Genomic DNA, 20,419 nt, shown 5'->3' on the forward strand with positions numbered 1-20,419 from the left:
TAATGAAAAAATGTATTGTTGTTTTAGGTATGCATAGAAGTGGTACTTCAGCTTTAACAGGAGTTCTTGATATTTGTGATATTAAACTTGGAAATAATATCATGGGGGAATCTGAATTTAATGCGAAAGGTCATTTTGAGAATCTTGAAATTGTTAATTTTAATGAAAAATTATTAGAAGAATTAAACAGTACATGGTATAGCCCTAATGGTGTCAACGAGGAACTGTATAAAGAGCTTTTAAATAATACTCACCTAATTAATAAAGCAAAAACATTAATCATACAAGAGTTTGGAGATAATGAGCTTATTGCTATAAAAGATCCAAGAATGTGCTTTTTATTTGATTTTTGGGAAAAAGTATTAACTGAACTTAATTATGAAATTGATGCAATTTTACTTTATAGAGAACCTTTAGATATTGCTAAATCCTTAGAAAGAAGAGATTATTTTGAATATGATTATTCTATTCTATTATGGTTAAAGTATGCAATTTATGCAGAAAAACTTTCAAGAAATCATAAAAGAATATTTCTTTCTTATAATCAATTACTAAATGATCCAGAGAGTGTATTAAAAATGATATTAGAAAATTTTAATATTGATGATGAAAATATTGACAAAAAAAGTTTATTAAATTTTGTTGATAAAAAATTACAAAATTCTCAAAGTGATACACTAAATGATATAAAATTGATTTCATATATTAAAAAATGTATCAAATTATATAAAGAAATTATAGAAAATGGCTATAAAGAAGAGTTTAAAAAAGATTTTGATGAAATATTTGATGATTTTAATATCACATCTAAATCTTATTTTAATAGTATAATTAAAACTATCCATTATAATGAATTTAATAAAGAGATAAAAGATAAAAAACTTCATAGAAAAATAAAGAACTTTTTAAAAAGAAATTCAGGAAAATAAATTATATCCATGAATAAAATTTCTAACTATCAATATAGCTTCACAGTTGTTCTTGATTTAGAGGGGTACAAACTTGAAGATTTGGAAAAACTCAAATTATCATTAGATAAGCAATGGATAAAAAATTTCAATCTGATTGTTTTAGAAAAAAATAAAGAAACTTTTGAACATTATAATGAAATTATAGAAAATGAAAAAAATGACTATATAATTTTTCTAAAAGAGTATGAATATATAGAAAACTCTTTTTTTTATGAGGTTTTAAAAGCAATAAATACTCAAGAGTATGATTTAATCTATACAAATGAAGATTTTATAAAAAACAATCAATTCATAGATGTAAGATATAAATCAAATATTTCAAAACAACTTATTTATAGTTTTAATTATATTGGTAAATCTTTGATTCTAAAAACTTCATTTTTAAAAAAAATCAAGGGTTTTGAAGCTTATAATTCAACTGAAAGTCTATTTTATGATCTAGTTTTAAAAGCTATTGAATCAACAACAAATATACATTTTATTGATTCTGTTTTGTTTCATCAAAATTTAGATTTAAAAAAGAATCATAATAGTGAGAACAATTTAGTTTTAGAAAACATGATAAATAGAACTAAGATTGATGTAGAAATTAAAGAAGGGTTAGTAGCTAATTCATATCATCTTAAATATTTAATAAAAAACAAACCCCTAATTTCAATAATAATCCCCTTTAAAGACCAAGGAAAACTGCTTCAAACTTGTCTTAATTCTATTATTAACTTATCTAGCTATGAGAATTTTGAAATAATTGGTATTTCAAATAATAGTAAAGAGAAAGAAACTTTTAGACAAATGGAAATATTTGAACAAAAAGATTCAAGAATAAAATTTATAGAATATAATGTACCTTTTAACTATTCACATATCAATAATTATGCTGTAAAAAACTATTCAAAAGGTGAACATATAGTTTTTTTGAATAATGATATTGAGATTATTTCTTCTGACTGGATTGAGGCATTACTTCAATACTCTCAGCAAGAAGAGATAGGATGTGTTGGAGCAAAACTTCTATATCCAAACAATACAATTCAACATTGTGGTATAAAAGTTGGGGGAGAAAATGTAGCCCAACATTTTTTAGCTCATTTAAAAATTGAAAATACAGGCTATGAATATAGGGAATCATTAGTTCAAAATGTTACTGCTGTTACTGCTGCTTGTATGATGATAAAAAAAACTCTTTTAGAAGAGATAGATTATTTTGATGAAAACTTAACAGTTGCATATAATGATGTTGATTTGTGTTTAAAAGCTATTAGAAAAGGTAAAACAAATGTTTTTACACCTTATTGTACAGCTTACCATTATGAATCAATCTCAAGGGGTTCAGATAAAAATGGTGAAAAATTAAAAAGACTTTTACAAGAACAAGCTATTTTAAAAAAGAATAACAAAGAGATATTAGAAAAAGAGGATTTATATATTACAGATAATATATTTAATCAAATGCAAGTACAAATTCATGATATAAAAAATAAAAGCATTTTAAAAAAAATAAGAATTTATTCTAAACCAATTAGAGAAAAAATAAAAAAACTATTTAAAGGTTGTAAATAATATGAATGAAAAATTGATTTCAGTTGCTATGTGCACTTATAATGGAGGAAAATATTTAAAAGAGCAATTAGATTCTATTATAAACCAAACTTACAAAAATATTGAGATTATTATATGTGATGATGGTTCCACAGATAATACAATTGAAATAATAAAAACCTACTCAAAAAAATATAGTTTCATTAAACTTTTTCAAAATGAAACAAATCTTGGCTTTGTAAAAAACTTTGAAAAATCTATCTCTTTATGTGAAGGTGATTATATTGCCCTTGCTGATCAAGATGATATCTGGAAAGTAAATAAACTAGAAGCATTTTTATGTGAGATAGGTGATAATTTACTTATCTATTCTGATGCAATAATAATGGATGGAGAAGGAACTATATCAAACAATGAACTGATAAGACCTAAAGGTAATTTAGTTAAAGGCAGATGTAATAAAGCTTTTTTATTTACTAATTGTGTATCAGGAAATACATTGATGTTCAAAAATGAACTTATAAAAGATATATTGCCTATTCCAGAAAAAATCACATATCATGATATATGGATAGCTTTTGTTGCTTCAAGTTTAGGAACAATAACTTTTACACAAGAAGCACTAACTTATTATAGAAGATATGCCGAACAAATAACAAGTACAAGAGAAAAAAACTATAAAAGTTTCATTGATAGATTCCAAACAAAAAAAGCTTCAAATTTAAAATCAGCTAAAGATATTATTGATAACCTAAGTATATTTGAAACCCTTGAGTATTTAGATAAAGATATTAAACTAATAATAAAAGAATCATTAATACACTTTAATGATTTTTCAAATAGCTATTTTAATTATAAATTATTCAAAATATTAAAAAAATATAAAGATGAAGTTTTTGCAATTAAAAAAGATAAAAAAAGATTAAAATATATTAGAAGAATAAGCTATGGGCTTAAAGCACATATAATCTCTTTATTTACCATCTAAAACAGATTTTATATCAAATGCTAAAGTTTGTTCTTTAAGTGTATTTAGAAACTTGTCAATATTTTCTTCTTTAAGTAAATAATTGTTTTTTGACATTTGTTTTAACATAAGTAAATTGATTTTTTCAGAATAATGTGTTAAATCTTTATAATTTGACAAATTGTGTGTTATATCTTTTTCAATTTGAAAATCAAATATTTTTATATTATTGTAATTTTTTAATCTATTGAAAATATATTTTTTAAAATCTAAATGGATACTCAAATAATCTGACATTTCCATAATTTTAAATTGTCCTATGGAATATGGAGGGAAAAAAAGATAAAAGTTTTTATCTGTATTATTTTGTATAAGGGGTAAAAAAACATTATCAAATCTATCTTTTAGAACATCTAGGGAATATAGATTTTTAGAAACTTTTTTGTTTGTTTTTAAATATGCAAATTGTAATTGGGTATTGTAATTCTTTTTTGTAAAACTCATATTGTATTCTTCTTGCCAAGAATATAACTTATTTAGATTATCAGAAACTTTATTTTTATCATAAGGATTAAGTAAAGACTTGTAAGAGTTTTTTAGAACATTAAAATTTAATAAATAGGTAAAATCATTGAAGAAATTATCATCATAAAGATATTCAGGAAAATCCTTATTTTTTTCAACAGGCTGTGATAAAAAACTAAATGCATATATATCTAAACCAAAAAGTATATTTTTTAATTTTTTATTATTTGATATTGCTGTTTCGAGTGTTTTTACCTCTTCGTGTATTTTTCCACCTCTTGTTGCAAGCTTTAATACTTTATTAAAACCTAAATAGTTTTCAATATCCTTTGCATAAAAATTTTCTACCATTGATGATCCAATTAAAACAGAATCATAATCATAGTTTTTTGCAAGTCCAGCATTTAAATACCTTGGTTTATCATCTAAAAAAGTATAAAGTGTAGCTTTTCTATATTGTTGAAATGGGTCAATTATATAATTAAATAATATTACAAGAAATAGAACCAATAAGGAAACAAATATAAGTAAAAATGCCCATTTTTTATTATTTATTTTTTTCGTCATCAACCCTAATCTCTTTTTTAAAATTAAAATCACTAAAAATAATATCAGAAGCTTTATATGACCAATGGGTATCATCTGGATAATATAAATCTTTTACTCCATCTTCCAATGCTTTACTCAATATATTTTTTGTATCTATAAAAATATATTTTTTAGGTAATTTTCTTAAGTTTTCAAAAAATACACTATTGGGAAGATTATTATCTTTTATATATTTAGAATACAAATTATATTTATCCGCAGCAGGCATAAAAATTAAAGTTATACCTTTTTTTTCTAGAATCTCTGCTAGTTTGTTAAAATTATCATTAAGTTTCTCTATGTTTTTCATTGTAGCTTTATAAAGTACATCAATATCTTCTTTGAAAAATAGTAATGAATTTTGATCTTTTGAGGTAAAAAAATCTTTTTTTAATTCTTTTTTATAACATTTTGTATTAAAAGCTCTATCATCAAAGTTATATAAAATATTATTCTTAACAGCTTTAAAGTTTTGATTATTTATAAATTTTATATTTTCATCTTTTCCTAAATAAGGGTTGCTAAGTCTATTAAATTCATTTATAGTTGAATCAAGTGGACGAGTTATATTAAAGTCTATATTATTTGCAAATCTTCCAATGGAAAATCTTTCTACTGATTCTATTAATATATATTTAGGATTTATTTGTTCAATCAATCCATTATTTGTAAGGGCTGTAATTGTTTCAATATAATTTAAACCAGAAAGTTGATTTAAGTTTAATACTGAAAAATTGTTATAAGTAGCTATATAGTCTTGATAAAAAGGATTAGTTCCTTGAGTTGCTGCATTTGAAAAAGAGTCTCCAATTGTTATCATATCAACATTTTGTTTTGTTTTATACCAAGTTACAAAATTTATATGTTCCTTAGGAAGATTAACACTTTTAGCAGATGGATAAGCTTGTCTAGGGAAAGAGCTATTAGCATATAAAGACATTCTACCTAAATCACCTGTATATATATCATCATGAACTAATAAAACATGACTAGTATACTTTATCCATGCAAAATAGTGAAAGCCTATTGTTAATAATAAAAGAACAACAAAACCAAGTACAAATTTTTTATATTTATTAATCAAATTTAACCTTTTTAAAAATTAATTCACTTGCCTTATATGACCAGTGTGTATCATCTGAATAGAATATATCTTTTTCACCTTTTTCTAAAGCTTCTAATAAAATTTTTTTAGTATCTATAAATTCATATTTTTTAGGTAATTTTCTTAAATATTCAAAGAAATTGCTCTTTGGATAAGCATCTTTGTTAATTAAATATTTAGAATATAAATCGTATTTATCAACAGCAGGCATAAAATAAAGCTTTATACCTTTTTTATTTAAAATTTCTGATAATTTATTGAAATTATCATTTAGAATTTTAATTTTTTCTTTTGTTATTAAACTTATATTATCCACATCTTCTTTTAAAAAAAGTAATGAGTTTTGATCTTTTGAAGTAAAAAAATCTTTTTTCATTTTTTCAATATATACTCCAGAAATTAAAGATTTATTAGTAAAAGTTAAATAAATATTGTTTCTTATTGCCTTGAAATTGTTTAAATTCAAAAATGAAAATAAACTATCATCTACAGCTTCTTCGTAACGTAAATTTGTTGATAGTTTTAATAGATTAAAAAGGTTTTCATCCTTTATTTCAAAATCTAATTTTTTAGCAAATCTACTTATACCATATCTTTCAACTGATTCTATTAATATATATTTAGGTTTCATTTTATCTAAATATCCCATGTTATTAAGTATCTGAACCACTTCTATATAATTATAAGCATCTAAATTTGCACCTTTTACTTTAAATAATCTTGGTATATTTAGTACTTTAATTTCATTAAAAGAAGCAATATAATCTTGATAAAATGGATTTAAGCCTTGTGTATCAGCATTTGAAAAAGAGTCACCAATTGTAATCATATCAATCTCTTTTTCATCCCAATTTACTATAGAGGTGTGTTTGTTTTTTAGATTGATTTTATTGGGATCAAAATAGGAAGGTCTAGGGAAAACACTATCAATCTTATATGATTTTCTTGTTAAGTCTCCTTTGTATACCAACTTATCATTTTGACGAACTTGTTTAGTAAATATGTTCCATACAAAAAAATGGAAAAGTAAAAAAAGAAATATTATTAACAAAAATATTTTTGTATAACTTTTATATATTTTCATATTATATATGGCTCTCTTTTTTTTCATAATTTGATTGGCTTATAACTACAGATAAAAATAATCCAAATAAAAGCATCATTTCATAGAAGAAAAACAGATCACAGGCAATAGCTACAAAGGTAAATACTAAACTTGTAATATATGAAATATATTTTATATGTTTATTTTTGATATCTACTTTAAATATAGAATAAAAAAGCATAACTAAAAGAAAAAGCCCTATTATTCCATTTGAGACTAATATTTCTAAATACATATTATGTAGCCGTCCAAACTTCCAAAAATCAATTATATTTTTATGTGGATAATTTGTTTCTAATAACCTTTTTTTAACATATTCTTCTTTATTACCCATTCCAACACCATATAATAAATATTTAGTTTCATAAATATAACTATATGCATTCCAAGATAAAAGTCTATTACCAACACTTGAATTTTTTATCTCTTTATTATAAATAATATTTTTGACATCTTTTATTCCAGCATTTATTCTTATGTTAAAGGTATTAATATTGTAATATGCAACTACAAATATAAAAAGAAGTGAACATACAAACAAAATAATCTTTTTAATATTATGTTTATAATAAATTAAAAGCAAAGAGCATAGGGTTAAAAACAGAGCAAATTGACCAGTTCGTCCTATTGATATAAAAAGATTAATACTCATTGTTATTAAAAAAAATATAAAAACACCGTAAATGTATCTATTTTTAATTTGTTTTAGTTTATATATTGATAATAAAATAGCAAAAGCGATATAAACACTATAGGTGATATGACTACCACTTAATTGGAAAGGAACAGGACTAAAGTGGCTACTTTTTGGTATTCCAGTACTCCAAAATTCAAAAAATATCCCATATGAGATAATTTCATTAATAAACATTGATATAAGAAAACTATAAATAATCATAGGAATATATTTAGTATTTAATGATGATACAATAATGATTATAGGTAAAATATAAAAATATATAAAAGATTTAAAAAAGAAATTTGTATCCCCATATACAGTATTTGGATAACTGTCACTCCATAAATAAGAGAGTAAAATAAAAGAAGACAAAAGTAAAACTGATTGAAACACCCTATTTTCTTTTAGAACTTTTATAATCAATTTTAATCTTTCATAATCAAAAGTTAAAATCCACAATAAAAACATAACTTTTACTAATTCTTTTGTTATTGTATATTCAAAAGGTATAATAAATGCGTAAAATACAATTAAATAATTTAATAAAAAGTTAATTTTTTCACGTATATTTACTATATTTTGATTAATACTAATCAAATTTTACCTTTTCAAATATGGTTCTACTTGCATTAAAAGACCAGTGAGTATCATCTGAATAAAAGATATCTTTTTTACCTTTTTCTAACTCTTCTAATAAGATTTTTTTTGTATCAATAAAAATATACTCTTTAGGTAAATCTCTTAAATACTCAAAAAATGTGCTTTTAGGATATTTATTATCAATAATATATTTTGAATATAAATTATATTTATCAACTGCTGGCATAAAATATAGTTTTATATTTTTTGTTTTTAAAAGTTTAGCAACTTTATTTATATTTTCATTCATAAGCTCTACATTTTTTTTAGTTGCCATATGTAGTCTTTTTAAATCATCTTTATAAGCTAAAAGTATATTGGAATCTTTTACTGAAAAAAACTCTTTAGTTAATTTTAACCTATATACATTTGATGAATATGCATTATCTTTAAAATTATAAAGGATGTTATACTTTAATGCATTTACATTAAGATTTGATATAAAACTGTTTATATTCTCTTTTGCTAAAGGACCACCTTGAAATTGATTTTTTGAATTATCCAATTTATTTTTAATCTCTTCATTTGATAAAGATAAAGTTAAATCAGTCTTCATTGTAAATCTTCTTATTGCTTCCCTTTCAACTGATTCAATTAAAACATAATCTACTTTTATTTTGTCAAAAAAACCATTATTGTAAAGGGCGATAATACTATTTAAATAGTTGTCATTTTTAGTTAATTGTTTTAAATTTAATACTCGAAAATCATTATATGAAGCGATATAATCTTGGTAATAAGTGTTTTTACCTGCTCCTCCACCATTTGAAAAAGAATCGCCTAAAGTAATTAGATCTGTATCTTTCCAATCCCATTCATGTGATTCCATATGTTTTTTAGGTAAAGTAACTTCTGAGACTCTAGGGAATAAACTATCTTTTAAATAAGACATTCTTCCTAAATCGCCTACATTATAGTTTTCAGGAAAAACATATTTTGTATAGATATTCCAAACAGTAAAGTGAAATAATATTAATAATACTAAAATCCCTATAAATCTATATGTAAACTTTCTATAATTAATCAAAATAATTCCTAGAAATTGAAATATAAGAACTCAGATAATTTATTCATATTTGAAACTGTGTAACAAATCAAAATAACACTATAAATTAGATACCAGATATTTGGTTTAAATGTATCTTTTAACTGCATTGCATTTTTCATAAATACTGTAATAATAAAAGCAACAGCAATCCAAGTAAAACTCTTATTGCCATCTATATGAATTAGCCATTGTCCAAACTCTACTCCATGCTCTTTTAAAAACTCTAACTTCTGAGCATATTTATCTGACATTACTATTCCATTTAAACCTACCATACCTTTTAACACTTTTACTGCATCTTCCCAGCTTAATGCTCTAAAGAACACCCATGTTATATTTATGAAGTTAAAGGTAATAAACCAGGCTAGGTATTTATTCATATTAAAGCCAAAGTCTTTCCAGATTCTATGTGTTACTAAAGCTATACCATGCAAGGCTCCCCAAGCTATAAATGTCCATCCTGCTCCATGCCAAAACCCTGACACTACTGCTACTGTAAACAGGTTTGTATATCCTCTTATATTTCCTTTTCTATTTCCACCCAATGGGATATAGATATAATCTCTCATAAATCTTCCTAAAGTTACATGCCATCTTCTCCAGAAGTCTTGTATATCCAAAGATTTATATGGTGAGTTAAAGTTTATTGGAAGTTTTATATTAAACAGCAGTGCTGCTCCCACTGCCATATCACAGTATCCACTAAAGTCAAAGTACAATTGGAAGGTATAAGAAAGTGATGTTGCCCATGCTTCAAACAGTTCTAATGTTACAGCGTTATCAAATCCTGCTGTTGCCCAGATTGCAAATTGGTCTGCTATTATTACTTTTTTAAACAATCCTATTGAGAATATAAACAATCCCATTGCTATATGTTTATAATTTTTTACCAGATTCCATCTACTTGCAAACTGTGGCATCATCTCTTTATGGTGTACAATTGGTCCTGCTATTAATTGGGGAAAAAATGTTACAAACAGTGCGTAGTTTAGAAAATCATATTCACTTGTCTCTCCTCTATAGCTATCTACTAGGTATGCTATTTGTTGGAAGGTAAAGAAAGAGATTGCTAATGGCAAGGCTAGGTGTAGTAGTTCTACACTTCCATTTGTTACCATATTTATATTATTTATAAAAAAGTCTGCGTATTTAAAGTATCCTAGTAAAGCTAGGTTTGCTATTACTCCTATTGTTAGTAAGGTCTTCTTTGTTATTTTTATCTTTTTAAAGTTCTCATTTAAGGAGTTCCCTATTACATAGTTAAACAGCATTGAGCTTAATATTAAGGGCAAATATATTGGATTCCACCAGCTATAGAAAAACAAACTCGCGAATACTAGAAACCCTTTTGCTCCTACTACTAGTCTTTTACTTAGCAAAAAGTAATATACAAAAAACGTGATTGGCATAAATACAAATATAAACTCGTAACTGTTGAATAACATATAAAATGTCCTTATGAAAATTAGGACAATATTATATTAAAAAAAATATTTAAATCACATAAAAATCACATATTTGCTATTTTGAATAAATCCCTAAATAAATATCTTTCCAACGTCTATGTTGCCAAAACCAATCATCAGGTTTTTCTAAAATTTGATTAGACATAGCATCAGCTTGCAGTTGAGTGATTTTATTAATATCATTATCATACTTTAAAGGGTCAATTGCTTCACAAAATTTAATTGTATATTTTCTAAAATCATCTTTTATAAAAAAAACTGGAATAATTAAAGCTTCTGTTTTTATAGCAATTCTTGTAGAAGAATCAGTTTGTATCGCATCATGACCTAAAAATTTAATCTTTTCACCTCTATTAACTGGTACATGTTGGTCTATTGCTAAACCAATTATTCTTCCATTTTTTAAAGCTTTGATTAAACCTTTTGCTGAACCTTTTTTATCTAGCATTTCACTATTGTGACTCTCTCTTGATTTCCTTAAATCATCATTTAAGTACTTATTATTTAAAGGTCTTCCAACCATTGTAGTTGGAGCATATTTTAAAGATATATATGAAGTTATATATTCCCAGTTACCATAATGTGCCGATATTAAGATAATATTTTTATTATCTTTTAATGCCTCAGTTATTATATTTTCATTTTCAAGTGTGATTTTCTTTTCTAACTCTTCTAGTTCAAGATTATTGTTTTCTATTTGTTCATAAAGATTATAAATCAAATTAAAATAAGAGTTTTTTATAATCTCTTCTTTTCTCTCTTCAGAAATATTATTTTCATATACTAAATCTAAATTGATTTTTGCGTATTTTCTGTGTTTTTTATCTAATATATAAGCTAACTTTGCTAAAAGATTCAAAATGATTTTCATAAAACCTTTTGGTAAAAATAATACAAATCCTCTAAACAACTTATATAAAATATATATTAAGTAGTCTTTCAATTTAAAAGTTTCCTTGCCATCTCAATAATGATCTCTTCATCAATCTCTTTAATAGAAAAATCATTTTTGTCTAATTTATAGTGATTTACTTTAGATGATGATTTTACCACTTTATTTATTGATGTTTGATAAACTCTATTTATTGGGGTTGGTCCAAAAATAGTAATTGAGGGTTTACACAAAGCCCAAGCCATATGTGTAGGACCTGTATCATTACCTATCAAAAGGTCACACTTTGAAATAAGTGCTTTTAAACTGTTTAGGTTGATTTTTGGCATTGCTTTTATATATTTGCTGTTTTCTTCAAGCCATAGAGCTTTTTCTTTTTCCTCTTCATTTCCCCAAACTATTAAACAATTGTTTTTTAAACTATTAGCAATATTTAAAAACTTCTCTTTAGGGTAGTTTCTACTCTCCCAAGTTGAACCTATAACAAAAATGATATTTTTTTCATTCTCTTTTAAATACTCATAAATAATCTTATCTTCATCTTTATAATATAAAAATGGTTTCATATCTAGAATATCAGCTTCTAATATCTCAAAGCCTAAAGGTTTTGATAAAACTTTTGCGTTTCTATCTATAGTATTTTCATCATAAGCAATAGAAACTTTCTTTTTATAAAAATAAGATGCTGCTTTTTCCCTAATAGAGTTTTTACTAAAGCCTGCAACTTTTTTCCCTAGAAGCTTTGCTACTATTGCTGATTTTATTAATCCTTGGGCATCTATTACTAAATCATATGTTTTTTTAGAATATCTTTTTACTTGTTTAATTTGAGAAAGAAGTTGTTTTTTATCTTTTTTAATTGCTTTTAGATTTAAAGAGTATATATTGTCTATATCTGGATTGTTTTCTAAAACTTGAAAAAAAGCTTTTTCGACAAACCAGTCTATTTCTATATTTGGATTATGTTTTTTAATAAACTGCAAGGCAACCATAGCATGAACTATGTCTCCCATTGCAGAAAGTTTAACTATTGCAATCTTCATAACAGATTTTAACCTTTAAATTCTTAGGTGTTTCTAACTTCTCTATTTCATTTTCAATCATAAATATTGATTGGTCTAAAGATACTTTTAATTTATTGCTCTTTAAAGTATATTCTACTTTTGGACAAGATAAATCTTGATTGATTAAAAGATTTAAAGATATCATAAATGACAGCCATTGCATAACTTCAATATCAGGAAGCAATTGTTCATACTCTTTTAAATCTTTTCTTTTTGGTAAAGATTTTTTTGAAAACTTTATAGTGTGAGCTACTATAACTCTAGATGAGTGTAAAAAGTCATAATTTAAACCACTAATTATAAAATCAAAAGTATTATCATTTGATTTATAAAAGTTTAAAGAATTACCAATAGAATGAACCTTTGAAGCTATTACTAAAAGCAATCTATATTTTTCAGGTAAATTATGTCTTGCTTGTAAAGCATCAAAAATAGCCCCAGCATTTCTTCCTAAATAAGCACTTTGTTTTTCATCAATTTGAAATCTGTCTAATAAGCTTTTTACACTAATATTAAAATTAGCAGGGAAAACATTATTATTGTTTCTTAATAAATCACTTAAGTAAACACCTTCTCTAACTCCGGCTCCAGATGTGATTACCCTTTTTGTTTGTAATTCATCTAAAATAGTTTTAAAGATAAATGTACCCTCTTTTATTGTGTCATATCTATCTTTTTTTACTCCTAAGGCTTTTAAAGCATCACAATCTTTTGCACTTAGTATTGCATCATAAATATATTTGTTTAAATCTACACTATAACTGTAACCATGTAATATATCAAGAGGATAATTGTTTTTAGACATTATAACTTTACTTAAAGCTCTTATTGTTCCACCTATTCCTACAACTGTACTAGGAATTTCATGACCACAAGTCATTACCTCTTTTAACTTGTCTAATACATACTCTCTTGCACCATCAAAATCATTTTTTCTAAAAAACAATTCATTTAGTCTTACAGTACCTATATTTAAAGAAATACATTTTTCTATTTTTCTATTTTTAATAAAAGCAAACTCTGTTGAACCGCCACCAATATCAACAGTAACAAATTCATCTCCATGAATCAAATTTAAAGCAGCTACTCCACCATAATAAGCCTCTTTAACACCATCAATAACTTTTATATTTAAGCCTAATTCATTTTTAACTTTATTTATAAAAACTTTTGCATTTGGAGCATCTCTTAATGCTGAAGTGGCAACACAAATGATTTTTCTGGATTTTAATGCTTTGGAGATATTTAAAAAAGATTGCAAAGAGTTAAATGCTCTTTGTAAAGCAGCTTCTTGAAGGTTACCAAAATTTTCATAGCAACCTTCAGAAATTTTAACACGACTACGTGTTTCATTAATCAAGTTAAAAGCAAATCTACTACTCTTTTCCAAAACAACCATACGCATTGAGTTAGACCCAATGTCTATAATAGTTGTTATTTTAGCCATTTTATACTTCTTCTTCTTGAAGTTGCTCGTATTTAAATTGTAATTCTTCCATTGTCTCTTGGTTGTCTGGATCTACTACAATACAGTCAACTGGACAAACTTCTACACATGCTGGCTCTTCATAATGACCTACACATTCTGTACACCTATCTGGATCAATAATATATATTGGATCACCCTCTTCTATCGCGTAATTTGGGCATTCTTCCCTACAAGCATCACATGCTATGCATTCATCTGTAATTATTAAAGACATTAACTTTTCCCTAACTAAAATATTCTGTTGGAGTTATAACCTAAAAAACTTTAATAATTTCTTTAAGTGGTGCATAATTGTATAGTTTTTTAGTAACAATTAAGAATTTAGAAGATTAAGGTACAAAAGGTTACTGAATTTTAAGAAAAAAAAGGGGAAGAAAACACAAAATGAGAGTCTTTCTCATCTTGTGTAATATTAGTTATTATAATATTGCTTTTGCAATCTCTTTTGCTGCTTCTCTACCATCAGCAGCTGCAGTTACAGCTAAATGTGCACCTCTTTGGCAGTCACCACCAGCATAAACTTTTTTATTTGAAGTTTGGTAGTTTTGAGTAACTACTCCACCCCATGAATTCATTTCAACATTTAAGTCAGTTAAAAATTTTGGAGCTTCAGGAGAGAAACCAAGTGCAAAGATGATAATATCTGCTTCTTCAACAAACTCACTACCTTCAACAATAGTAACTCTTTGTCTTCCTGATTCATCAGGCTCACTTAAAGCAGTTTCAAGTAGTTCAATACCAGTTGCAGTATCTCCATCTTTAATCACTTTATTAGGGCTTACATTAAAAATAAACTCTACACCCTCTTCTTTTGAGTTAACAACCTCTTTTTTAGAACCAGGCATATTAGCTTCATCTCTTCTGTAAAGACATTTAACAGTAGCAGCACCTTCTCTAACAGATGATCTTACACAGTCCATTGCTGTATCTCCACCACCAATAACAACTACTCTTTTATCTTTTACATCAATAAATTCACTATCTTTATTTCCAAGATTTCTTTTTTGAATTCCTGTTAAAAATTGCATTGCTAAATATGTATTAGAAGCATCTTCACCATCAATTCTTGGAAATCTTCCTTGTTTTGCACCTATTCCTAAATAGATTGCATCAAACTCATCTTCAAGCTCTTTAATTGATTTATCTTTTCCAATTTCACAATTTAAGTGTAATTTCATACCAGCTTCAAGTAACCAATTGATTCTTCTATCAACTGTAGTTTTATCAAGTTTGAAACCTGGTATTCCATACATTAAAAGTCCACCAGCTCTATCATCTCTTTCAAACATTTCAACTTGAATTCCCTTTCTTAAAAGGAAAGTTGCAGCAGAAATTCCAGAAGGTCCAGAACCAATCACAGCTACTTTTTTATCTGATTTTGATTTAGTAAATGTAGGCTTGAATCCATTTTCAAAAGCTCTTTCATTTAGATGTGTCTCAATTGCTCCAATTGATATAGCACCATGTCCAGTATTTAAAGAACATGCACCCTCACAAAGTACATCTTGAGGACAAATTCTTCCTAAAATTTCAGGGAAAGGAGATGTTTCATTTGATAAAGCAAATGCTAATTCCATATTTTTTTCAGCAGTTTGTTTTAACCATGCTGGAATAAAATTGTGTAAAGGGCAACCTGTATGGCAATATGGATCTCCACATTGCATACATCTATCAGCTTGCTCTCTAGCTCTATGTTTTCCAAATACTTGATATACTTCACCATAATCTTTTAGTCTTTGTAAAACATCTCTTTTTTCAGGGTTTATTCTTTCAAATTTTGTAAAATTTAACATCTCTTAATCTCCCTCCTCTGGATTAAGTGGTAACACTGTCATATTTTTTGGTTTTACCAGCCAGAAGTTTCTAATCTCAGCTCTGAAGTTTTCTAAAATATCTTCAGCTCTTTGCGATTCTGTTTCATTTAAATAATCCATAAGTAATCTTTTTAGATACAATCTTTCTCTTTCTGTATCATCTGTATCTATTCTAACAGCTTCGATTAACTCTTGATTCATTTTATCAACAAAGTGTTTTTCAGGGTCGTAAACAAATGATAAACCACCTGTCATACCAGCACCGAAGTTAATACCAGTATCACCTAAAATAACAACTATACCACCAGTCATATATTCACAAGCATTATCACCTGTACCTTCTACTACAGCTGTACAACCTGAGTTTCTAACTGCAAATCTTTCACCAACAGCAGCTCTAACATAAAGTTTACCACCAGTTGCACCATAAAGACAAGTGTTACCAGCTCCTGCAAATTCAGGACCTTGATGAGCAGTGTTTATAATGATTTTACCACCATTCATACCTTTACCAACATAATCGTTTGCTGCACCCTCTAAGTAAAGGTTCATCCCTTTAGATAATAATGCACCAAATGATTGTCCAGCTATACCTTTTAAGAAGATATTTATTGAACCATCAGGTAATCCTGCATCACCATAATATTTAGCAATCTCACCAGAGATTAATGTACCAAACGATCTATTTAAGTTAGAGATAGTTTCTTTAACTTTAATAGGAGTTGTTGGTTGTTCAATTGTTCTATGAACTTTTTTAAGTAACTCTTTTTCAAATTTGTTTTTATCAAAAGGCTCATTTTTATCCTTTTGACAAGTATCTACACCCTCAATTTTTCTTAATACATTTTGGAAATCAAATTTTTGTGCAAATTCATCATCAATTACTTTTAGTAAATCACTTCTACCTACAATCTCTTCTAATGATTTGTAACCAAGTTTTGCAAGAATAGCTCTTACATCTTCAGCAATAAATGTAAAGTAAGAGATAAGTCTTTCAACTGTACCATTAAAGTGTTCTCTTAAATCTTCATCTTGTGTTGCTACACCAACAGAACACTTATTTGTATGACAAATTCTTAGGATTTTACATCCAAGAAGTGTTAATGAAGCTGTACCAAATGCATAAGATTCAGCTCCAAGCATTGCAGCTTTAACTACATCAAGACCAGTTTTTAAACCACCATCTGTTTGTACATGCACTGATTCTCTTAAATGGTTAGCTTTTAAAGCATTATGCGCTTCTGCTAATCCAAGTTCCCAAGGGTTACCAGTGTGTTTGATAGATGTTAAAGGAGCAGCTCCTGTACCACCATCAGCACCTGAGATTACAATTCTATCTGCATAAGCTTTTGCAACACCAGCTGCAATTGTTCCAACACCAATTGTTGATACTAATTTAACAGTGATTTTAGCTTCTGGATTAATCTGTTTTAAGTCAAAAATTAATTGAGCTAAATCTTCAATAGAATAGATATCATGGTGTGGTGGAGGTGAAATAAGTGTAACACCCTCAACAGTATGTCTTAAAGAAGCAATAAGTGCAGTAACCTTGTGACCTGGTAATTGTCCACCCTCACCTGGTTTAGCACCTTGAGCAACTTTAATTTGAATCTCTTCTGCACTTCTTAAATATCCTGGAGTAACACCAAATCTACCTGAAGCAACTTGTTTAATCTTAGAGTTTTTAAGTGTTCCAAATCTAGCTGGATCTTCTCCACCCTCACCTGAGTTACTCATACCACCAATAGTGTTCATAGCCATAGCCATAGCTTCGTGAGCTTCTGGTGAAATTGAACCACATGACATAGCTGCTGTTGCAAATCTTTTGAAGATTTCATCTTTTGATTCAACTTCACTTACATCAATAGCTTCTTTGTCTGAATTAAACTCAAAGAAGTCTCTAATAAATTTTTTATCTCTTGTTTCAACTAATTCTCTTAGTTTATCAAAATCAGAAATATCTTCTTTATTTTTAGCATGTTTATTATGCATAGCATTAGTAGTAGCTGGACCATAATCATGGTATTCACCACCATCTAAATATTTATAGAAACCACCAAGATTTAATGGGAACATATGTTTATCATCAAAAAATGCATCAAAGTGTGATTTTTCAATTCTTTTTTCTATATCCTCATATCCAAGTCCTGCTAAATCAGAATGGCTACCCTCAAAACAATTTTCAATAATCTCATCACTTAGTCCGATAACATCAAATAATCTCGAGTTTCTATATGAAGCAATAGTACAAATACCCATTTTAGACATAATTTTAAGAAGTCCAGCATTTACTGCTTTTTGAGTATTTTTAAGAAGTCTTTGCATCTTATATTTTGAAATATCTTTTCTTTCATATAAGGCAACTGTTGAAGCATACATCATATATGGATAAATAGCTGTTGCACCATATGCAATCATAACAGCTGCCATATGTGGATCATAAACTTCTCCTGATACAGCAACTAAAGATACGCTATGTCTAATACCTTCAGAGATCAATTTTTCATTTACAAATCCAACAGCCATAGCCATAGGGATAAGTTTTGATTTTTCATTAATATCTCTATCATCTAAAATTACAACTGAAACTTTATCATCTCTTACTGCTTTTACCACATAAGATGCTAATTGTTCTAATGAAGCTTTTAAATCACTTTTAAATGTTGTAGAAAAAGTTCTATTTTTGTAGTAATTGTCATATCTTGGAGATTTAGAATCACCAAATGAAACTAATACATCAAATTTCTCTTTCATTAAAATTGGACTTGCAACTTTTAATCTTCTTGCATATTCAGGTTTTTCATCTAAAACATTATGAATATGACCAAATCCAGTCTCTAAAGACATTACAATTTTTTCTCTATATGGATCAATTGGTGGATTAGTTACCTGTGCAAATTTTTGTCTAAAAAAGTCTGTAAAATTTCTATTTACTTGTGAAAAACATGCTAAAGGTGTATCATCCCCCATAGAACCAACTGGTTCTTTACCATCTTTAGCCATTGGATCAATCATTTGATCTAATACTTCATAAGTAATATTAAAATATTTTTGTCTTTTTTCTAAATCTTCAAATTTATAATCATCAGCATCAACAAATGATTCATCAATATATTCTTGAAGATATTCCATATCACCATTTAACCATTTACTATAGTTTTGTGATGATTTTAAATAATCATTAATATCTTCTTCTTTTAAAACTTTTCCATGTTTAAGGTCAAGTCCAATCATCTGTCCTGATTGTAATCTACCTCTTTCTAAAATATTATCTTCATCTAAAAATACAGTTCCATATTCAGAAGTGATATAGATTTTGTGATCTTTCGTAATAATATATTTTGATGGTCTTAAACCATTTCTATCAATTAAACAACCAATATGTCTACCATCTGTTAATGATACAGCAGCTGGTCCATCCCATGCTTCCATAGCAGTCGATGTATATTCGTAGAATGCTCTTAATTCTGAGTCCATATGTGGTGCATTTTGCCAAGGTGCAGGAATCATGCTTCTTGCAGCTTTAAAGAAATCAACACCATTTACGATTAAGAATTCAAACATATTATCTAATGATGCTGAATCTGATCCACCATTTTGAAGAATTGGTAATATTCTTTTAATCTCTTCATCAGTAAATACTTCAGACTCTATCTGTTCAGATTTAATTTGTACATTTACCCTATTTGCTTCAACAGAGTTAATCTCACCATTATGAGCTATTGCTCTAAAAGGTTGTGCTAACTTCCATTGTGGCAGAGTATTTGTTGAAAATCTCTGGTGAAAAAGAGAAAAAGAGATTTGGAAATCTTCATCTCTTAAATCAATATAAAAATGCTTAATATGCGTAGGCATAATTAGCCCTTTATAGGCTATTACTTTAGATGAAAACGTTGGAATATAAAAATCACTTTTATCTACTAATTTGTGCTCACACTCTTTTCTTGTTAAGTAAAGCATTGCATCAAATCTTTTTAAACTCATTAAAGCATTTGCGCTTACAAATACTTGTATAATATGAGGTAAAGATTCTAAAGCTTGTTTTCCTAAAGCATCCGTATCAACAGGCACTTCTCTTGTAAGAAGTACTTTTAAATCATTCTCTTCACATTGTAATTTAAATGTTTCAATATCATTTAAATCTCTTGTAAATATCATTGCAACTGCATATCTTTCTGGTAAATCTATACCACTCTCAGAAGCAATCTTTCTCATAAATTTATCTGGCATAGATAGTAATAAACCTGAACCGTCCCCAGTTTTACCATCAGCTGCCACTGCACCCCTGTGCATCATTCGCTCTAGCGATGTTATAGCATCTTCTAAATTTTTGTGACTAGGTCTGTTTTTTAAATCCGCAACAAGACCAAAACCACAGTTATCTTTAAAAGAAGTAAGTAAATCTAAATTACATCCCATCATTATCCTTTATAGTATCTTTATATTCCAAAAAAGTGGACGATTATACTCTTATTTTGTTTAAAACATGGTTAAGGTGGGAATGTGTTACTTTTTATACAATTGCTAT

The 20,419-nt window shown here is 27.0% G+C and carries 15 protein-coding genes; 3 read left to right on the forward strand and 12 right to left on the reverse strand.

The window, feature by feature from the left end:
* The first annotated feature begins 2 nt into the window (after positions 1–2).
* From ACKU3H_RS14555 to ACKU3H_RS14565, 3 genes are read left to right on the forward strand one after another with little or no spacing between them, the layout of a single operon-like run.
* Positions 3–929 carry a hypothetical protein gene (locus ACKU3H_RS14555; RefSeq protein WP_320034595.1) on the forward strand — a complete coding sequence of 309 codons (927 nt, stop codon included), beginning with the start codon at positions 3–5 and terminating at the stop codon, positions 927–929.
* Positions 930–938: 9 nt separating this feature from the next.
* The gene (locus tag ACKU3H_RS14560) at positions 939–2,531 is read left to right on the forward strand and encodes a glycosyltransferase (protein WP_320034596.1); all 1,593 of its coding nucleotides are present in this window, start codon (positions 939–941) and stop codon (positions 2,529–2,531) included.
* 1 nt (position 2,532) lies between these two features.
* A complete protein-coding gene (locus ACKU3H_RS14565) occupies positions 2,533–3,498 on the forward strand; it encodes a glycosyltransferase family 2 protein (protein WP_320034597.1) in 966 nt (321 codons plus the stop codon).
* Here the strand turns inward: ACKU3H_RS14565 and ACKU3H_RS14570 are convergent.
* From ACKU3H_RS14570 to gltB, 12 genes are all read right to left on the reverse strand, one after another.
* Positions 3,484–4,569 carry a hypothetical protein gene (locus ACKU3H_RS14570; protein ID WP_320034598.1) on the reverse strand — a complete coding sequence of 362 codons (1,086 nt, stop codon included), beginning with the start codon at positions 4,567–4,569 and terminating at the stop codon, positions 3,484–3,486. The two genes, ACKU3H_RS14565 and ACKU3H_RS14570, sit on opposite strands and share 15 nt — an antisense overlap.
* Positions 4,550–5,674 (reverse strand): alginate O-acetyltransferase AlgX-related protein, encoded by a 1,125-nt coding sequence (locus ACKU3H_RS14575; protein ID WP_320034599.1) that lies wholly within the window; start codon positions 5,672–5,674, stop codon positions 4,550–4,552. The genes ACKU3H_RS14570 and ACKU3H_RS14575 overlap by 20 nt, the downstream gene beginning before the upstream one ends.
* On the reverse strand, positions 5,667–6,665 hold the full coding sequence (locus ACKU3H_RS14580; RefSeq protein WP_320034600.1) for a hypothetical protein: 999 nt from the start codon (positions 6,663–6,665) through the stop codon (positions 5,667–5,669). Before ACKU3H_RS14580 ends, ACKU3H_RS14575 begins: the two co-directional genes overlap by 8 nt.
* Before the next feature lie 115 nt (positions 6,666–6,780).
* Positions 6,781–8,076 carry an O-antigen ligase family protein gene (locus tag ACKU3H_RS14585; RefSeq protein WP_320034601.1) on the reverse strand — a complete coding sequence of 432 codons (1,296 nt, stop codon included), beginning with the start codon at positions 8,074–8,076 and terminating at the stop codon, positions 6,781–6,783.
* Complete coding sequence (locus ACKU3H_RS14590; protein ID WP_320034602.1) at positions 8,069–9,145, reverse strand: hypothetical protein; 1,077 nt, start codon at positions 9,143–9,145, stop codon at positions 8,069–8,071. The genes ACKU3H_RS14585 and ACKU3H_RS14590 overlap by 8 nt, the downstream gene beginning before the upstream one ends.
* 8 nt (positions 9,146–9,153) lie before the next feature.
* Positions 9,154–10,611 (reverse strand): MBOAT family protein, encoded by a 1,458-nt coding sequence (locus tag ACKU3H_RS14595; protein WP_320034603.1) that lies wholly within the window; start codon positions 10,609–10,611, stop codon positions 9,154–9,156.
* A gap of 76 nt (positions 10,612–10,687) precedes the next feature.
* Positions 10,688–11,575, reverse strand: coding sequence for a lipid A biosynthesis lauroyl acyltransferase (locus ACKU3H_RS14600; RefSeq protein ID WP_320034604.1), 888 nt, complete (start codon positions 11,573–11,575; stop codon positions 10,688–10,690).
* A complete protein-coding gene (gene waaC / locus ACKU3H_RS14605; RefSeq protein ID WP_320034605.1) occupies positions 11,572–12,567 on the reverse strand; it encodes a lipopolysaccharide heptosyltransferase I in 996 nt (331 codons plus the stop codon). Before waaC ends, ACKU3H_RS14600 begins: the two co-directional genes overlap by 4 nt.
* Positions 12,548–14,035, reverse strand: coding sequence for a Ppx/GppA phosphatase family protein (locus ACKU3H_RS14610; protein ID WP_320034606.1), 1,488 nt, complete (start codon positions 14,033–14,035; stop codon positions 12,548–12,550). Before ACKU3H_RS14610 ends, waaC begins: the two co-directional genes overlap by 20 nt.
* A gap of 1 nt (position 14,036) precedes the next feature.
* Positions 14,037–14,291: a YfhL family 4Fe-4S dicluster ferredoxin gene (locus tag ACKU3H_RS14615; RefSeq protein WP_320034607.1), complete on the reverse strand. Its 255-nt coding sequence runs from the start codon at positions 14,289–14,291 to the stop codon at positions 14,037–14,039.
* Positions 14,292–14,496: 205 nt separating this feature from the next.
* Entirely contained in the window at positions 14,497–15,870 is a 1,374-nt protein-coding gene (locus tag ACKU3H_RS14620) for a glutamate synthase subunit beta (protein WP_320034608.1), read from the reverse strand.
* Positions 15,871–15,873: 3 nt separating this feature from the next.
* Entirely contained in the window at positions 15,874–20,310 is a 4,437-nt protein-coding gene (gene gltB, locus ACKU3H_RS14625; protein WP_320034609.1) for a glutamate synthase large subunit, read from the reverse strand.
* Between the last annotated feature and the right edge of the window lie 109 nt (positions 20,311–20,419).

The organism is Halarcobacter sp., from assembly GCF_963675975.1.
In the GTDB taxonomy this organism is placed as follows: Bacteria; Campylobacterota; Campylobacteria; order Campylobacterales; family Arcobacteraceae; genus Halarcobacter.

What these genes read in the sequence shown, in the direction of transcription:
- ACKU3H_RS14555 (WP_320034595.1), top strand. Translation starts at nt 3, where the DNA reads ATGAAAAAATGTATTGTTGTTTTAGGTATGCATAGAAGTGGTACTTCA.
- ACKU3H_RS14560 (WP_320034596.1), top strand. Translation starts at nt 939, where the DNA reads ATGAATAAAATTTCTAACTATCAATATAGCTTCACAGTTGTTCTTGAT.
- ACKU3H_RS14565 (WP_320034597.1), top strand. Translation starts at nt 2,533, where the DNA reads ATGAATGAAAAATTGATTTCAGTTGCTATGTGCACTTATAATGGAGGA.
- ACKU3H_RS14570 (WP_320034598.1), bottom strand. Translation starts at nt 4,569, where the DNA reads ATGACGAAAAAAATAAATAATAAAAAATGGGCATTTTTACTTATATTT.
- ACKU3H_RS14595 (WP_320034603.1), bottom strand. Translation starts at nt 10,611, where the DNA reads ATGTTATTCAACAGTTACGAGTTTATATTTGTATTTATGCCAATCACG.
- waaC (WP_320034605.1), bottom strand. Translation starts at nt 12,567, where the DNA reads ATGAAGATTGCAATAGTTAAACTTTCTGCAATGGGAGACATAGTTCAT.
- ACKU3H_RS14610 (WP_320034606.1), bottom strand. Translation starts at nt 14,035, where the DNA reads ATGGCTAAAATAACAACTATTATAGACATTGGGTCTAACTCAATGCGT.
- ACKU3H_RS14615 (WP_320034607.1), bottom strand. Translation starts at nt 14,291, where the DNA reads ATGTCTTTAATAATTACAGATGAATGCATAGCATGTGATGCTTGTAGG.
- ACKU3H_RS14620 (WP_320034608.1), bottom strand. Translation starts at nt 15,870, where the DNA reads ATGTTAAATTTTACAAAATTTGAAAGAATAAACCCTGAAAAAAGAGAT.
- gltB (WP_320034609.1), bottom strand. Translation starts at nt 20,310, where the DNA reads ATGGGATGTAATTTAGATTTACTTACTTCTTTTAAAGATAACTGTGGT.